The sequence below is a fragment of the Halomonas sp. genome, from assembly GCF_031581305.1.
Taxonomy (GTDB): Bacteria; Pseudomonadota; Gammaproteobacteria; order Pseudomonadales; family Halomonadaceae; genus Halomonas.
The window spans coordinates 1-15,836 of the sequence record NZ_JAVLBC010000057.1 but is presented as its reverse complement, the minus strand read 5'-3'; the positions used below and the strand labels follow the sequence as shown (position 1 = coordinate 15,836).

General features: G+C 58.0%; 14 protein-coding genes and 1 pseudogene. 8 read left to right on the top strand and 7 right to left on the bottom strand.

What is annotated here, in order from left to right:
- Positions 1–284: 284 nt before the first annotated feature.
- The 7 genes from RI841_RS06810 to RI841_RS06780 all read right to left on the bottom strand — a co-directional run bounded on the left by RI841_RS06810 (position 285) and on the right by RI841_RS06780 (position 8,261).
- On the bottom strand, positions 285–1,553 hold the full coding sequence (locus RI841_RS06810; protein WP_310704829.1) for an amidase: 1,269 nt from the start codon (positions 1,551–1,553) through the stop codon (positions 285–287).
- A 58-nt stretch (positions 1,554–1,611) separates the two neighbouring features.
- On the bottom strand, positions 1,612–3,012 hold the full coding sequence (locus RI841_RS06805) for an amidase (protein WP_310704828.1): 1,401 nt from the start codon (positions 3,010–3,012) through the stop codon (positions 1,612–1,614).
- A gap of 64 nt (positions 3,013–3,076) precedes the next feature.
- Positions 3,077–4,303, bottom strand: coding sequence for a M20 family metallo-hydrolase (locus tag RI841_RS06800; RefSeq protein WP_310704827.1), 1,227 nt, complete (start codon positions 4,301–4,303; stop codon positions 3,077–3,079).
- Positions 4,304–4,339: 36 nt separating this feature from the next.
- A complete protein-coding gene (locus tag RI841_RS06795; RefSeq protein ID WP_310704826.1) occupies positions 4,340–5,617 on the bottom strand; it encodes a TRAP transporter large permease in 1,278 nt (425 codons plus the stop codon).
- A gap of 41 nt (positions 5,618–5,658) precedes the next feature.
- Positions 5,659–6,180, bottom strand: coding sequence for a TRAP transporter small permease (locus tag RI841_RS06790; RefSeq protein WP_310704825.1), 522 nt, complete (start codon positions 6,178–6,180; stop codon positions 5,659–5,661).
- A gap of 3 nt (positions 6,181–6,183) precedes the next feature.
- Positions 6,184–7,185 (bottom strand): TRAP transporter substrate-binding protein, encoded by a 1,002-nt coding sequence (locus RI841_RS06785; RefSeq protein ID WP_310704824.1) that lies wholly within the window; start codon positions 7,183–7,185, stop codon positions 6,184–6,186.
- An 83-nt stretch (positions 7,186–7,268) separates the two neighbouring features.
- Positions 7,269–8,261, bottom strand: coding sequence for an asparaginase (locus RI841_RS06780; RefSeq protein ID WP_310704823.1), 993 nt, complete (start codon positions 8,259–8,261; stop codon positions 7,269–7,271).
- Between the two features lie 266 nt (positions 8,262–8,527).
- Here RI841_RS06780 and RI841_RS06775 point away from each other — a divergent pair, with 266 nt between their 5' ends.
- The 8 genes and pseudogenes from RI841_RS06775 to RI841_RS06740 form a co-directional block, all read left to right on the top strand.
- Positions 8,528–9,259, top strand: coding sequence for a FadR/GntR family transcriptional regulator (locus RI841_RS06775; protein ID WP_310704822.1), 732 nt, complete (start codon positions 8,528–8,530; stop codon positions 9,257–9,259).
- A 311-nt stretch (positions 9,260–9,570) separates the two neighbouring features.
- Positions 9,571–10,461, top strand: coding sequence for a nitrilase family protein (locus tag RI841_RS06770; protein ID WP_310704821.1), 891 nt, complete (start codon positions 9,571–9,573; stop codon positions 10,459–10,461).
- 32 nt (positions 10,462–10,493) lie between these two features.
- Entirely contained in the window at positions 10,494–11,750 is a 1,257-nt protein-coding gene (locus RI841_RS06765; protein WP_310704820.1) for a substrate-binding protein, read from the top strand.
- Positions 11,751–11,826: 76 nt separating this feature from the next.
- A complete protein-coding gene (locus RI841_RS06760) occupies positions 11,827–12,684 on the top strand; it encodes a branched-chain amino acid ABC transporter permease (RefSeq protein ID WP_310704819.1) in 858 nt (285 codons plus the stop codon).
- Complete coding sequence (locus RI841_RS06755; RefSeq protein ID WP_310704818.1) at positions 12,681–13,685, top strand: branched-chain amino acid ABC transporter permease; 1,005 nt, start codon at positions 12,681–12,683, stop codon at positions 13,683–13,685. The genes RI841_RS06760 and RI841_RS06755 overlap by 4 nt, the downstream gene beginning before the upstream one ends.
- Entirely contained in the window at positions 13,682–14,398 is a 717-nt protein-coding gene (locus RI841_RS06750; protein WP_310704816.1) for an ATP-binding cassette domain-containing protein, read from the top strand. The genes RI841_RS06755 and RI841_RS06750 overlap by 4 nt, the downstream gene beginning before the upstream one ends.
- 13 nt (positions 14,399–14,411) lie before the next feature.
- Complete coding sequence (locus tag RI841_RS06745; protein ID WP_310704815.1) at positions 14,412–15,113, top strand: ABC transporter ATP-binding protein; 702 nt, start codon at positions 14,412–14,414, stop codon at positions 15,111–15,113.
- 151 nt (positions 15,114–15,264) lie between these two features.
- A pseudogene (locus tag RI841_RS06740) lies at positions 15,265–15,399 on the top strand (IS481 family transposase); the annotation flags it as partial.
- Positions 15,400–15,836: the final 437 nt, after the last annotated feature.

Here is a 15,836-nt window from a genome sequence, read left to right as displayed (position 1 = left end):
GCTTGGCCAGGCTCCTGGATGAGATAGTGCAGCAGCGCTCACTGCCTATCTCGATTGTCTGCGACAACGGACTGGAGCTGAGACCCGCAAGGTGATGTTCTTCTAGGCACGTGAGCGAAAGATGACGCTGGCCTTCATCCAGCCAGGCAAATCGATGCAGAATGCCTGAAGTGGTCCCCATCCTCTGGACCACCTGACAGGTCATCTAAGCTCGAACCGGGTCATGATCGGCGTCAGACCAGCTCCGCTGGGGCAAATGATGTCGACCTCATCGCAGTTGGGATTCAAGCCGTTGTCGCCACCAGCGTTCGTGCGATCGACAAGAGACGCTCGTCCTGCCAGCGATCGGCGATCAGTTGTACACCCACCGGTAGTCCCGCTTGCCCCTTGTTCAGCGGCAGGTTGAGACATGGCACCCCGAGCAGCGTCCAGGCCCGGCAGTAGATTGGATCCCCGGTGGCATCCAGTCCTTGCGGGGCAACGCCCGGGGCGCTGGCCGCCAGGATCACGTCGACTTCATCGGCAAATACCCGCGACAGCATCTGTTTGCACTGTTCGGCCGCCAACAGGGACGCCCGATAATCAGCGTAAGAGGTCGCCAAGCCTTGCTCGATCAGCTCGACTAGCCTGGCCCCCATATCCTCGCCATGCTGCTGAAACTCACTGGCCAGCGTCTGCGCTGCTTCATAGGCCAGCACCACTTGGTGATGCATGACAAGGTCGTCGTAACGGGCATCCAGCGGCAAGGCAAACACCCTGGCGCCGGCTTTTTCCAGATACCTGGCAGTACTGGACACCGCCTGCGTGACATCAGGTTCTAGTGAACTGTCACCTGGCAGATTGCGCAGCCCGACGCGGATGCCGCTGAGATCGGGCAACGCGTCGATGGCGTCAGAGCGGGTCAAGGCCGTGAAGGTCGTACAGATGTCCTCAATGTGTCGGGCAAACCAGCCCAGCGTATCCATCGAGGGAGCAAGGGCCTTGATTCCCGAGAAGGACACCGTATTGACGGTAGGCTTGAAACCGAAAATACCGCAGTAACTTGCCGGCCGAATGATGCTCCCTGCAGTCTGTGTCCCCAAAGCAAGTGGCACCATGCCAGCCGCCACGGCGGCGGCCGAGCCACTGGATGAGCCACCCGGGGTACGCGAGAGGTCCTGTGGGTTGCGCGTCTTGCCGGGTGTGAAGTAGGCAAACTCGGTGGACACGGTCTTGCCCAGCGGCATGGCCCCCTGACGTTTGAGCAGGGTGACCACGGCGGCATCCACGACGGCACTCGGCGAGACGAGATAGCCCCCGGTACCCCAGGTGGTCGGCATCTCGGCGGTGTCGAGGATGTCCTTGATGCCCACCGGCACACCCCGCAGCAGCTGCCCGGGTCCCGGCAGGATCTCAGTCGACGTCGGTGGCATGAGGTACTCCCAGGCCTGGACATCCGGTTCAAGCGCCTTGATCCGTGCCTGGCAGGCATGCCACCAGGCGAGGTCCTCACTTTCGCCTCGGGCAACCTGGGCCCGGAAGGCGTCAATGGTGATGTCGTCCAGCTCAGTCATGCCTACACTCCTCTCACGCTGAAGGGTCACAGGATGCTGTGACTATGTCACGCCGATATCACGGGGTCGGAGGGGCACCGAGAATGGCCAGGCTGTTACCCAGCTCGGCCTCGATGGCCTGGCCGATAGCCAGCAGCCGTGCGTCCTGCCAGGGCCCGGCCAGTACCTGCAAGCCCACCGGCATGCCGACATCGTCCTTTCCCACCGGCAACGTCAGTCCACAGAGGCCCATGAAGTTCGCCACCACCGTGTTGCGCAGGGCTTGCATGTTGGCCTTTGGATAGGCCCCGTCCGGCTCGAGGCTCTCCAGGGTCGGCGGGCTCAGCGTCACGGTCGGGGTCAACAGGGCATCGACACGCGTCAGACAATCGGCAGCGTTTGCTGACAGCGACTTGAGCTCACCACAACGCCGGACATACTCCCAGCCGGGGATGTCGTCGGCTGCCTTGACCCGAGCCGCCACATTGGGGTCCAGGCTGGCGATGGCTTCCGGCAGTTGGGTCTTGAGAAAGGCCGCCAACTCGACCGCAGCCAACCCACCCTGCTGAAACAGGGTGAAGACCTCATCCGTGCGTGGCAGGTCGAGCGTCACGATACGGGCTCCCGCGGCTTCAAGCTGACGGATGGCAGCCTGAACAGACTCAGCAATACCCGGGCTGCAGTGCTCCCAGAAATACGCCTCCGGTACCCCGAAGGTCAGATCGGCAAGTGATGGGCGCGCTAACACGCCACCAGCTCGGATCGTCAGGGCGCCGTCCAGCGCCTCGAAGGCAAAGGCCAGATCGTCGACACCGCGAGCCAGCAGTCCCGGCGTGTCCAAGGTGGCGGATAGCGGCACAATCTGCGCTGTCGACCAGCGCCCTGCCGTTGTCTTGAGACCCGCCACACCGGTCATTGCGGCAGGCACACGTACCGAACCTGCCGTGTCCGTCCCGAGCGCCAGGCCGGCTGTGCCGTTGATCAGCGACACTCCGGCACCGGCACTGGATCCGCCGGGTGTCCGGTGGTGGACCCTATCCCAGGGATTGCGAGGTGCTCCCCAGTGAGCATTGGTGCCCAGGCCGCCAAAGGCGAACTCCACGCTATGGGTCTTGCCCATCACGCTTGGCAACTGCTTCAGCAAGGTCGAGACCACGGGACCGGGCTCCTCCCAGTGTCGCGGCAATCGTCGGGCGGACCCGGCATAGGTCGGCAACCCCGGCACCGCATAGATGTCCTTGATCGACACCGGAACCCCCATCAGAGAACCCGTGTCACCGCCGCAGGCAAGCACGCTGTCGGTTGCCCGAGCCATTTCCCTGGCGGCCTCACCATTCCAGGTAAGGTAGGCGTGATCATGGTCACCGCGACTGGCGTGGAGGTCGATCGCTGCGTCGACAAGCTGGACAGCACTCAGCGAGCCGCCGCGGAGCCGGGCATGCTGTTCTTTCAGCGGAAGAAAGATCGGAGAGGTGTGCATGGCGGGCCTTCTTGAGTGTAGAGCTAAGGGATGAGGAGGAACATCTAACGCTACAACAGGCCGATCAGCCCAACACGCGTAATGCCGCCTCGGCCAGGACACGCGCAGAAATGACGGCATCCTGGCGTTCGATATGCTCGTCGGGATGATGGCTGATGCCCGCTCGGCAGGGCGTGAACAGCATGGCCGTCGGACAGACATGGGCCAGGTGGATGGCATCATGGAAGGCCCCGGAGAGAAGTTCCGGGGCCCTGGCGCAGACACTGCCGGCGCTCTCACGAAGGACAGCCAGCAGATGCTCGGAAAATGCCACCGGTGCCACTCGTGAGGTCGCCTCAAGGGAGACTGCACAGCCACTCCACTCCTGCTCGGCCAAGGCATGGAAACGGCTATCGAGCGCATCCAGCACCTGTTGGTCGGGATGGCGCAGATCGATGGTGAAGGTGGCCCGCTGGGCAATCGTGTTGACGGCATCGGGCCACAGCGAAAACCTGCCGATGGTGAAGCGCAGATCATCATCCTGTTCCCGAATCCCCGCCTTCATTGCGGACACCAGCTCATGGGCACCGTCGAAAGCGTCCCGGCGCGCCTGACGCGGCGTAGTGCCGGCATGATTGGCCACGCCCTCGACCTCGATGCGATACCAGTTGACTCCCTGAATCCCGCTGACAACCCCCACCGGTTTGCCTAACTGTTCCAGCACCGGCCCTTGCTCGATGTGTAGCTCGAGAAAGGCATGCGGTACAAAGGGAGCCGGGCGGTACACGAGCCCCTTGCCCTCCAGCAGCATCAGGCACTCCTGAAGCGCATCACCGAAGCGCACACCGTTATCGTCCAGGGCGGCAACGATATCGTCGTACTCCCGCTGTCCGGCAAACCAGGAGGACCCCGAGGCGCCCGGCGCAAAGCGAGCCCCCTCCTCGTTCGTCCAGGAGACGATCTCGAGCGGACGCTGGTGCTCAATACTCTGCTCCTGCAAGGTCCTTAACACTGCCAGGCCGGCGAGTACTCCCAAGGCCCCGTCATGAGCGCCGGCTAGGGGCTGGCTGTCCATGTGGCTTCCGATCAGCAGCGGAGCCAGGGAGTCGTCCTGCCCCTCACGACGCAGGAATAGGTTGCCCAAGGCATCGAAATATACCTGGCAACCCAAGGACCGGCCCTGCTCGGCAAGCCATAGGCGAGCATGATTGTCCTGAGTATCGAGCGCCAGTCGTCGAATGCCCTTGGGATCGAGGGCACCGATGGTGGCCAGAGCCTGAACATCGTCCCAGAAGCGGGGTCCATCCAGCATTTCACCAAGATGCGCTATCTGCACCATAACACCCCCTCAACGGTAGATCAGGTCAGGCAAGTAAGTACTGAACCAGGGTACATAGGTAATGATCACCAAGGACAGCAGCATCAAGCCGATCAAGGGTAGACATGCTTTGAACACTTCGGGCAATGTCATCTTGGAAATGGCCATTGCCACAAACAGATTAAGGCCCACGGGCGGTGTAATCATCCCCACCGAGAAGTTGATAAGCGTGATAACACCAAAATGGGTCGGGTCGATCCCAACCTGAGCAGCAATGGGCTGAAGCAGTGGGGAGAGCACAATAATCGCTGAGGCACTGTCGAGAAAGAAACCGGCAATGATCATGACCACATTGAAGAGCGCCATGACCTGAATGGGGTCTTCGGTCCAGGAGAGCACCTCACCTGCGAGTTGAGTCGGAGCCCCAGTAATCGCTAGCAACCAGGAGAAGGCCGATGCGCCCGCGGTGATCAGCAACAGTGTCGCCGACATCAGTCCCGCACTGTTCAGCGTCCCCAGCAGGTTCTTTACGTCAATATTCCGATAGATCACCATCCCGACGAACAAACCGTACACGCAGGCCACGGCGGCAGATTCTGTGGGGGTGAAAATACCGCTGTAAATCCCGCCCAGCAGGATGACCGGCAAGCCCAGCCCCCAGGCCGCCGATTTGAATGCCGAACCGATTTCTAGAAGCGACGGGAAGGAGTTGCGACCATAGCCCTTGAAAGACGCATAAACGATACAATAGGCAATGAGGATTGAGGCAATCAGGATGGCGGGCAGTAGCCCGGCGGCGAAAAGGCGCCCCACCGAGGTGCCGGTGACCGATCCGTAGATGATCAGCGCAATACTGGGCGGCACGATGGGCCCCAGAGTTCCCGCCGTGGCGATCACGCCGATGGCAAAGCGCTTGTCATAACCTGCCGCCACCAGAGCTGGGAACATGATACTGCCAATGGCTACCACCGTGGCCGGGCTAGACCCCGAAATGGAACCAAAGAAGAGACAGGACAGGACCGTCGCCGCCGCCAGTCCGCCGGGTACCCAGCCGACAAGCGCCTTGGCGAGCTCGATGAGGCGGTCTGACAGGCCACCGATGCGCATCAGTTCGGCGGCAAGAATGAAAAAGGGAATCGCCATCAGCGAGAAGTTGTTCATTCCCGAGAACATGCGCATGGGCACAATGATCGGGTCAGTACTGCTAAAGAACTGGATGGCCAGCATTACCGAGAAGGCTAACGCCGCAAATATCGGCAGCCCCAGAAGCAGCACCGCGAAGAAGATAGGCAACAAGGCCGTAATCATGGGGAACCCTCTTGGTTGTCACGTAGCATGGCGAGAACCAGTCACACCAGCTTGTCTTTCTCAGCGGCAAGCTCTTCTGCCATACTGGCGGGCTTCTTTCGCCAGACCTCACGGATCAACCAGCAGTAGCGAATGATCAGCAATACCCCAGAGAGACCGATCGGCAGATATACCCAGGCCATGGGCATGCGCATCGCCGGGGACAGCATGCCCCGCTCAAGGGTCAGGGAGAAAAGTCGAAAGCCGAGGTAAGCCATCATAACGGCGAAGACAATGCCGAGCACCGCGGTAAGGATATGCAACCAGCGATTGACGGCTGGAGGTGCGAAGGCATTCAGCACATCCACCGAGATATGGGCACCGTGTCGAACCCCCATGCTGGCACCAACGAAGCTCATGCAGACAATGGAATAAATAACGACCTCTTCCGCCCAGGAAAGCGAACTATTAAAGCCGTAGCGATAAACGACCTGGAAGGTGGTGATGATGGTCGCAATCGACATGAAAGCGACCATCGCCACATTTTCCAAGCGATCAATGAATTTATTGAGCGCTTCGAACATGGATCAGTACTCGATACCGACTTCGTCGTAGACTTTGTGCAGGAGCTCAGGAGTTACGATATCCTTGTATTCCTGATGCACCGGCATACTGGCCTCGATGAATGCCGCCCTGGCCTCGTCGGTGATCTCGTTGATTGCGATCTCGCCTTCGACCTCCTCGAGAATTCGTCCCTCGTCCTGCAGCGTCAGCTCGCGTGATGCGTCGCGACCATTGTCAAACGCCTCGACCATGACCTGCTGCAGATCCTCCGGCAGAGAATCCCAGGCATTCTGGTTCATGACTGCGGCATAGGCATGGTAGGCATGGTTGGTCAGGGACAGATAGTCTTGAACCTCGTAGAAGCGCATGGTGTAGATGTTGGCCAGCGGGTTTTCCTGCCCCTCGACGACCCCCTGCTGCAGGCCGTTGTACACCTCGGTGAAGGCCATCGCCGTGGCATTGGCGCCGAGGTTTTCATAGGTCGAGATAATGATCGGCGCCTGCATGGTCCGCATGCGAACGTCGGCAAGGTCTTCCGGGGTTTCTATCGGGCGGACATTGTTGGTGATATGCCGGAAACCAGCCCCCCAGAAGTTCACACCATACATGTTGTCATCATCGAGCGTATCGAGAATCTCACGCCCCACGTCACCGTCGAGCACCTCGACCATGGTGTCATAGTCCGGCAACAGGAACGGCAGGTCGAGGATCTGCATGCGCGGCTCGAAATTCCCCAGGGTGGCCGTCGGCGGGATGCCGATATCGACCAGCCCCATCTGGATCTGCTCGATGATCTCAACATCACCGCCAACCTGCGCTGCTGGGAGAACCTCAATGCTGATGCGTCCGTCCGACTTTTCCTCGACTTCTTCCTTGAAGCGCAGCGCCGCCTGTCCGTTCGGCGTTTCCTCGATCAGGACGTGAGCGAAAGTGAAGTTGAAGTCCGCTGCCTGTGCCTGGCTGATCCCGAATGACACTGCCGCGATTGCGGCCGCCAGAGATACTTTGGTCAACTTGTTGTTCATTGTTTGCACCTATCTTTGGTTATGGGGCCAAGCGGAGCTTGGCATTCAAGGACCTGCCAAATCGGCACCCCGACTCAACAGGATCAAGACATTATTTGTTCAAAGCGAGCGGTCATGTCCTCCGAGCCATGGGTGGAAAGCAGAACGGCAAGAGTCAGTCGGGTCTTACGCGCACTCAAGTCGCGCACGGCGATGGCCCCATGGGCCTGAAGACTCGCCAGGCTTCCGGGGAACTCGTAGCGAGTATTGACCGGTCCTTCAGGGCAGCCGGATACCACGGCAACCGGAACCCCACCACGCGTCGCCTCGCCGATAGCCTCCAGCCATGTCGGTGGAACATGGCCACGGCCAAGGCCTTCCACCACCACTGCCTGTGCGCCACTTGCCACTGCAGCCTCGACAAGTAGAGGACTGGCATCGAGATAGCTGGAGAGGATGTCGATTCGCGGCAGGCTAACGCCAAGGGGAAGCGGCGCTGCACGACATGGAATCTGGGCAAGGTAGACCCGCTGACCATCCACATACCCCAGCGGACCAACATCCGGCGCGCCGAAGCCGTTCACCCGATAACTATTGAGCTTGCGAACACTTCGTGCGGCGTACAGGGACTCATTGAAGACGACGGTTACGCCAATGCCTCTCATACAAGGCTCTGATGCAACGGTGATGGCGTTGGCGAGATTACGGAAGGCGTCAGTGCCCTCTTCATGTGGCGCACGTTGCGAGCCGGTCATGATCAGGGCACAGGACTGAAGTGAGAGCGTGATATCAAGGAAGTGGGCGGTCTCTTCCAGGGTATCGGTACCATGCGTGATGACGATGCCGATCACATCAGGATCCTGCTCCAGCGACTGACACTGGCGGCTGAGTGTGACCAGATCATCCAGGCTGATGGCATTGCTGGGCTTTTGCAGTATCGAGCGAACCTCGACCTCGAGGTCTTGTGATGGCGGCAATGCCACGCGTCCCAGCAGCGACTCGCCTGACATGGCCCCTGACACATTAAGACCATTTTCGCCTGGCTCGCTGGCGATCGTGCCGCCTGTGGTCAACACGATGACGCGCTGTTTTGTCATGGCATAGCACCGAATCTGGTTTGCTCTTGCCCTGCTGGGTCACCAACGCCAGACATCTCAATGCTGTCTGGTCCTATCCTCCTGCTCACTGATAGGAGATCTGATGTCTGACGTCTCAGGTCATGCTAGACTCAGCTCACGTCGAGATGCAAGCGCCGTTTGTCTCACACCCCCATTGCGCAGGGTGATGTCTCATCACAAACGACCGGGATCAGCACGCCAGCGACCCCTGCTCTCGTAGCCCAACGACAGCAAGAGACTCCATCATGACTATCTTGTCCAACGCGGCAGCAACGCCGGAACAGCAAGAATGCTTCGGTGGCTCCATAGAGCGCAGTTCCATCACCTTTCAAATACTAGAGCGGATCAAATCCGCCCTGATACGCGGTGACCTCAAGCCAGGAGATTACCTGCCGTCAGAAACCGAGTTGACACAAAGCCTGGGTATCGGCAAATCGAGTGTGCGCGAGGCTATCAAGATGCTCCAGGCGATCGGCATCGTGGAGGTACGGCGTGGCCATGGCACTGTCATCCGGCGCGAACCGGGGGCCCCACTAGTGGACCCCATGGCCTTCGGCATGATCCTGGCTCGCGGCATGACGCGCGACGTACTCGAGTTCCGTGCGATGTTCGAACCCGCTTACACGCTACAAGCGATGGCCAACGCCACCGATGAGGACCATCGGCGAATTCAGCAGGCTATTGACGACATGGCTGCGGCGATCGCCAACAACGAGCAAACTTCACGCCACGATGTCAGCTTTCATCGCGCCATCCTGCATGCCACCCACAATCCGATGACGATTCGAGTCGGCCAGACATTGCTGGAGCTGATTGAGGCGGCCCTCGAAACGTCCATGCAGACACTGCCGGAAACCGCCCTAAACGATCATAAAGCGATCTATGCCGCCCTCAAGGCGGGTGATACCGAGGGAGTAAGGGGAGCCATTGAGCAAAGCGCGCACAGCTGGGAAACCAACCTTACCTATCGGGATTGAGTACGACGAGACCATGGGGCCGCCAAGCATCAAAACTTCTGAGAACGCCCCCCCGAATAGCCCACGTTCATAGCGAGGTAGGTGAACAGAAACTTATTCATTCGGCGCCGTCGTTGGAGGTATTTATGTCGCTGAAATAATTGATAAATTTTGATAATCCTTGACTTTTCCTCCACCTCAATGCTACGAGAAGCCGAGCTGGCTGACTCATCATTCAGCCCCCCAAAATCCAATTATGACTAAAATGGCTTGACATCTGCTCGAAAGACTGTCCATTTTCTTAAGGGCGTTACAGTCGGAAGAGGTCGCGGATGAGCAAAAGATCCAAAGATCGCAATGAGGCACTCGTCACCATTGCTTGCGTGCAGATGGAGCCGATTGTTGGCGATGTCGAGCGCAATGTCGCACGAAGCGTTGAGATGATCCGTGACGCAGCAGTCGAGCGCGGAGCGAAATTGATCGTTCTGCCCGAGCTTGCCAACTCCGGCTATGTCTTCGAGACCCGCCAGGAGGCGTTCGCCTGCTCTGAGGTCGTGGGCGAGGGTCCGGCTTCTAAAGCCTGGATGGCGCTTTGCGCAGAATACGACTGCTACATCGTAGCGGGCATGGACGAGAACGAGGGAGAGAATCTATACAACTCTTCTGTTTGCTTCGGGCCTGAGGGACATATCGGAACCTTCCGGAAAGTTCACTTGTGGAACGAAGAAAATCTCTTCTTCGAGCCCGGCAATTTGGGCTTCCCGGTATGGCATACGCCCATTGGCCGAATCGCCACGCACATCTGCTATGACAGCTGGTTCCCAGAAAGTCATCGGCTAGCAGCACTGCAGGGAGCCGACATCATATGCGTGCCTACCAACTGGGTACCGATCCCAGGGCAGGACCCCGAGCGTGAGGCAATGGCCAATATTCTCGTGATGGCCGCGGCGCATTCGAATTCGGTGTTCATTGCCGCCGCCGATCGGGTGGGAACCGAGCGGGGTCAGCCTTTTGTCGGCCAGAGCCTTGTCGTGAGCTACACCGGCTGGCCCGTTGCCGGCCCAGCGAGCCCCACCGAAGAAGAAATTCTCTATGCAGAAGTTAATCTGGCGGATGCCCGTCGCAAGAGAAACTGGAATGAATATAACCAGCCACTACGTGACCGGCGCCGAGATGTCTATAGCGAAATGCTCGGCAGCGAGCATGAGCCTGGTTGGTACTGATAACAATTCTAGAGCAAGGGGGGTGGTTAACGATGAGTGATGCAAAGAGCGGAAAGGATGTGCTGACTCGGCGCAAGTTCTTGGGTGGACTGGCGCTGGGTGCGGCGGCGACGGCGCTACCTGCCCCGGCCATTATCAAGAGCGCGAGTGCCGCCGACCCGATCAAGGTGGGCGTGATCTCGCCGCTCACCGGCGCCTGGACGGTTTATGGTAGGGCTCACATAGCCGGTTATGAACTAGCCGTCAAGGAGATCAATGAAGCTGGTGGTGTGCTGGGCCGGCCGATCGAGATCATCCAGGCAGACAGTCAGACTGAGCCTCGCATCGTCGCTGAGCAGGCCAACCGTCTGATCCGCCGCGATCGAGTAGATTTTCTGGCTGGCACCTTCTCCAGCGCCGAGCGCAACGCGGCGGGCCCGATCGTGGAGAGCGCCAACAAGGTATTGCTCTACCCGACCTTCTATGAAGGCCAGGAGCAGGAATACTACCCAGGAGTATGCAACCCGAACATCTTCATGTTCGGCCCCGAGCCGACCCAGCAGGTCTGGCCGCACATGGAATACATCATCAATACCTATGGTGGTAAGTTCTTCATGATAGGTTCGGACTATGCCTGGCCTCGAGTAACGAACATGGTCACCAAGCAGAAGCTTGCCGAGCTCGGTGGTGAAGTCGTCGGTGAGGAGTACATTCCCTTCAACACACCGCAGTACGAGTCCGTGCTTAGAGATATCCGCAACTCCGGCGCTGATGTCATTTTCCATTCGCTCACCGGCAGCGACACGGTCAACTTCCGACAGCAGCTCGCCGCTGCAGGCATGAAAGACGACTTCGTGCTTTGGACGGTAGATGACGAGGAAGTTGTCACCTCGGGCCTCGGACGGGATGTTTCGGCGAATGACTATGTCTCGTTCGACTACTTCATGTCGCTGCAGACACCAAATAACGAGGCCTTCCTGAAAAAGTTCAAGGCCCAGTTCGGAGACGATGCACTCATGAACACTGTCGGTGTGGCCATGTACAACGCCGCACACATGTCTGCCAGGGCGCTTGAGGCAGCCGGAGAGGTTTCCAGCGAGGCTCTGCGTGCCAACCTCAAGGGCATGAGCTTTTCCGATGCTCCCCAAGGGGCGGTGAAAATGCGTGAGATAGATAATCAACTGGTGCTGCCGTCCTACCTCATGAGGGTCAACCCGAACTGGACGTCGGTGAATGACATGTTCACACAAGTTCAGGGGTTCGAAAGTATCGAGCCGCTGACGGCGCGCTGTGCAAACTTGCCGCTTTAACGGCAAATCTACCCGAGATCAGCCCCTCGATCGCGATGCCATCGTACAGGGGCTGTTTTCTTGATGGAGGCAAGCAATGGCAGAGTTCGTGAGTGTTGCAATCGATGCAACGCTACTCACCCTCGTTCTGGCGCTCGCCGCTTTCGGGCTAGCGATCATTTTCGGGCTGGTTGGCGTAATCAACATGGGGCACGGCGCCATGCTAACCCTTGGGGCCTATTTTGCCTGGTGGGGTGTTAGTGTCTTGGGCCTACCGTTTCCGTTAGCAGTACTGCTCGCCACCCTCGGCGTCGCGCTTGTAGGGCTTGCCCTTGAACACTGGATCATTCGGCACTTCTACGACAGACCCTTTGACACGCTGCTTCTGACCTGGGCGTTCTTCATCGTTTCGACAGAAGTTATCAAGCTTGTCTTTGGTCCGGATTTCCGCAACATCGCCAACCCCATGAGCGGTGCAATCGAATTTTCAGGTCTGAGTTTCCCAACCTATCGAAGCCTGGTCGCGGTCATTTCTCTGGGCGTGATTGCTCTGACTGCGCTGATAATTTTCAGAACAACTTATGGCATCAGGATTCGGGCACTTGTCCAAAACCGTGAGGTCTCGAGCCTGCTTGGCTTGAACGTGGCCTTCACTTACAAGGCAGTTTTCTGTCTTGGCTCGGGTATGGCAGGTATGGCTGGTGCGCTGATTGCACCAATGATGTCAATCGACCCCTACATCGGAAATGTCTTTCTGGTGCGTTCATTCTTTGTAGTGATTGTCGGCGGTATCGGTCACCTGCTGGGCGGAACGCTGCTCGGCAGCTTTTTAATCGGCGGCAGTGAAACACTATTTGCTCTGTTTTCCGACCAGGTGGTCGCCCAGACTATCGTCTTCCTCCTCGCTATTGTGGTGTTGCGCTTCCGGCCACAGGGAGTGCTGAGCGTCAAATGAATAACTCGATCATGCAACGACTGACTAGGCCGGATCTTCTCGCCTTTGGTGTGCTGTTTATCGCAGCCATTCTCATACCGCTGTTTACCCAAGGATATCTGCTTTACGTGCTACCCGAGTACTACGCCTATGGCCTGCTTGCGCTCTCGCTGGGGCTGCTCTGGGGGCAGGTCGGGATATTAAGCTTCGGGCAGGCAGCATTCTTCGTCGCCGGCGCCTATGCCACTGGAATCGCCCTTCAATCGGAGAGTTGGATCGCAAGCGTACCAGTACTCTTGGTGCTCTCGGCGCTAGCTGGCTTTCTGGTAGCACTGATCCCCGGTTATTTCCTTTTCACCGGTGGCGTGCGTGCAACTTATTTCGTCCTTGTTACTCTAGCACTCTCGATACTTGCCGAGCGACTTGCGGTGAACTATTCGGACATCACCGGGGGGTGGAATGGCATGTTCGTCACCCGTCCTGAATTCGACTTCGGCACATTGGGTTCGCTATCGCTCTATGGCGACATACCCATGTACTACTTTGTGTTACTGATCCTTTCTTCCGTCTTTCTTACGGTGCGCGGACTATGTCAGCGGCGTTTCGGGCGAATGCTCATCGGTGTGCGCGAGAACGAGGACCGTATGCTGGCCATGGGGGTAGATTCAGCCCACATCAAAACACTCGCTTTTGGACTGTCGGGTGCCGTGGCGGGCCTCGCTGGCAGTGTGTTCGCCATGCATACCGGGTTTGTCTCTCCATCCCTTGGCGGCGTGCTCTTTTCTACTGAGGTTGTCGTGTGGGTGGCGATCGGGGGTCGGTTGTCACTGCTTGGCGCCATTGTTGGCGGAATTCTCGTCGCTGGCTTATCCAACTACCTGAGTGCCGCATTGCCTGATTATTGGCGTTTAATTCAGGGACTGATATTCATTGCCGTGATCGTGTTCTTCAAGCGTGGACTTGCAGGTGCACTGGATGACTTGCGTGGCCTGGTTTCTCGCAAGCCGGGGGAAGCGACATGAGCGAAGTGCTTCGGGTCGAGGGACTTACCAAGAAGTTCCGAGGCATCACTGCCAATGAGGATATCAGTTTTACGATGGAAGCCGGCTCGGTACGCTCCATTATCGGGCCTAATGGCGCGGGCAAGACAACTTTCTTAAGCATGCTCTCCGGGCATCACCGGCCTACCTCCGGAAGTATCCTCTACGAGGGTGAGGACATCACTCGCATGAGCGTGGTCAAGCGTGCCAGGAGAGGACTGCTTCGTAAGTTTCAAACACCTGCGGTGTTCGATGAGCTTAGTGTCTGGCAGAACATTGAACTGGCTGTTCTCGCTCACCAGGCAGCCGGGCCAAGAGCAAATGCACGGATCATAGAGGTGCTCGAGACCATTCGTCTCTCGGATAAGCCCGATGCATTAGCGCGTTTTCTCTCCCACGGCCAGCGCCAGTGGCTGGAAATCGGTATTCTGCTTGGAGCCGGTGCGCGCCTGATGTTGCTCGATGAGCCCACCGCCGGGATGACCTCCGGCGAGACAACTGCCACAGTGGATCTCATCCGCCAGTTGGCCGATGATCATCAGCGATCGATCATCGTCATCGAGCATGACATCAATTTCATACGCGATCTCAAGGCACCCGTGATGGTGCTCAATCTGGGTCGGATTCTGACCGAGGGAGATTTCGAAGACGTTTCGCGTGATCCGAGGGTACGCGACGTGTATCTCGGGCATTGAGGGGCAAGGATCAATGAAGGTTGATGTAACGGGTCTAAGCTCAGGGTATGGACGGATCACCATCCTGCGTGATCTGAATCTGCAAGTAGCCGACGGGCAGATTACCGCGGTGCTGGGACGGAATGGCATGGGCAAATCCACGCTCATTCACACCCTCGCCGGGCTGCTGCCGGCAACCCAGGGGACGATTCGTCTGAACGGAAAGGACATGACGCGGGCAAGCGTACGCGACCGCGCCCGTGCCGGTGTCACCACTGTGGTTCAGGGGCGAGGGATCTTCCCCCGCCTAACCGTGCGCGAAAATCTGATCATGGGGCGGGTGGCCTCTGGCCGGGCACAGCGTGATCGCACCGATGAGGTAGTTGCATACTTCCCGCGCCTTGGCGAGCGCATGAGTCAGCTTGCTGGCACCATGAGCGGGGGTGAGCAGCAAATGCTCGCCATCGGACGGGGCCTGATGACCGACCCCACGTTGATGCTTCTTGATGAGCCTTCAGACGGCATCATGCCCAAACTTGTCACCCAGATTGCTGAAACTCTCGTGCGGATTAATCAGGAACAAAGTATGACGGTGATCATCGTCGAGCAGAACGTACCCATGGTCTTTCGAATGGCCAGTCATTTTATGGTAATGGAAAACGGGCAGTCCGTATTCGAAGCGGATACGGCCGATGTCGACATGGAAGACATCATGCATCGCTATCTCGCGATCTAGGATTGGGGGCCCTGATGAACTGATCGCCTATAGAAGTTATCCTCTGCTAGCCGCCAGGGATCTTCTTCAGCAATTCATCCGGGAGCAGGTTCATGGACATCAAGCGGCACAAGCAAGCGACCACGACACCAAAGGTCCGTGCTGACATGGAGCGCGCGTGGTCGCGAAAGCGACATTCAAAGTGTGAACCGTGCTGACTGACAATGGCAAGTTTTTCACCGATCGTTTCACTCGGGCCGGTGAGAGAAAGCTCAGTGGCCTCCATGCCTTCGATGTGGAGTGTCAAGCACATGGACAGGTAGATTGGACACAGGCTGTTAAGTCAGGAGGTGTCAAAATCCGGAAATGTGACTTTTGGCGGCATGCTATTTATTGAGATTTTTCGCATTTTTTCCAAGTAGATTTCACTGCACATCACCCCTGCGGCTTTATTCTATCCCCATCGCTGCAACCAACTTGTGCTACACACTGATAACCGACAAGGAATGGACGCACTTATCAATTCTACTCATATCGTCGGTACTGCCAAACCTCGATATATCCCCATTGCCATTGTCATTCCTACAGCATCCGGCAAATCATCTCAGGTCAGAGTCGGCATGAGAGAAAAACCATCCGCTTCTTCCATGAACTGGTCAATGACCAAATGCCTGAGCGGTGCTCACCCCTCCTCCACCGCCTCCAGAAACGCGCGAGCGTTGCCCTGAAAGTCATGCAGATGAC

Bases quoted from the DNA above. Each gene is read 5' to 3' on its own strand.
- RI841_RS06810 (WP_310704829.1), bottom strand. From the start codon at position 1,553: ATGACTGAGCTGGACGACATCACCATTGACGCCTTCCGGGCCCAGGTT.
- RI841_RS06805 (WP_310704828.1), bottom strand. From the start codon at position 3,012: ATGCACACCTCTCCGATCTTTCTTCCGCTGAAAGAACAGCATGCCCGG.
- RI841_RS06800 (WP_310704827.1), bottom strand. From the start codon at position 4,303: ATGCTGGATGGACCCCGCTTCTGGGACGATGTTCAGGCTCTGGCCACC.
- RI841_RS06795 (WP_310704826.1), bottom strand. From the start codon at position 5,617: ATGATTACGGCCTTGTTGCCTATCTTCTTCGCGGTGCTGCTTCTGGGG.
- RI841_RS06790 (WP_310704825.1), bottom strand. From the start codon at position 6,180: ATGTTCGAAGCGCTCAATAAATTCATTGATCGCTTGGAAAATGTGGCG.
- RI841_RS06785 (WP_310704824.1), bottom strand. From the start codon at position 7,185: ATGAACAACAAGTTGACCAAAGTATCTCTGGCGGCCGCAATCGCGGCA.
- RI841_RS06780 (WP_310704823.1), bottom strand. From the start codon at position 8,261: ATGACAAAACAGCGCGTCATCGTGTTGACCACAGGCGGCACGATCGCC.
- RI841_RS06775 (WP_310704822.1), top strand. From the start codon at position 8,528: ATGACTATCTTGTCCAACGCGGCAGCAACGCCGGAACAGCAAGAATGC.
- RI841_RS06770 (WP_310704821.1), top strand. From the start codon at position 9,571: ATGAGCAAAAGATCCAAAGATCGCAATGAGGCACTCGTCACCATTGCT.
- RI841_RS06765 (WP_310704820.1), top strand. From the start codon at position 10,494: ATGAGTGATGCAAAGAGCGGAAAGGATGTGCTGACTCGGCGCAAGTTC.
- RI841_RS06760 (WP_310704819.1), top strand. From the start codon at position 11,827: ATGGCAGAGTTCGTGAGTGTTGCAATCGATGCAACGCTACTCACCCTC.
- RI841_RS06755 (WP_310704818.1), top strand. From the start codon at position 12,681: ATGAATAACTCGATCATGCAACGACTGACTAGGCCGGATCTTCTCGCC.
- RI841_RS06750 (WP_310704816.1), top strand. From the start codon at position 13,682: ATGAGCGAAGTGCTTCGGGTCGAGGGACTTACCAAGAAGTTCCGAGGC.
- RI841_RS06745 (WP_310704815.1), top strand. From the start codon at position 14,412: ATGAAGGTTGATGTAACGGGTCTAAGCTCAGGGTATGGACGGATCACC.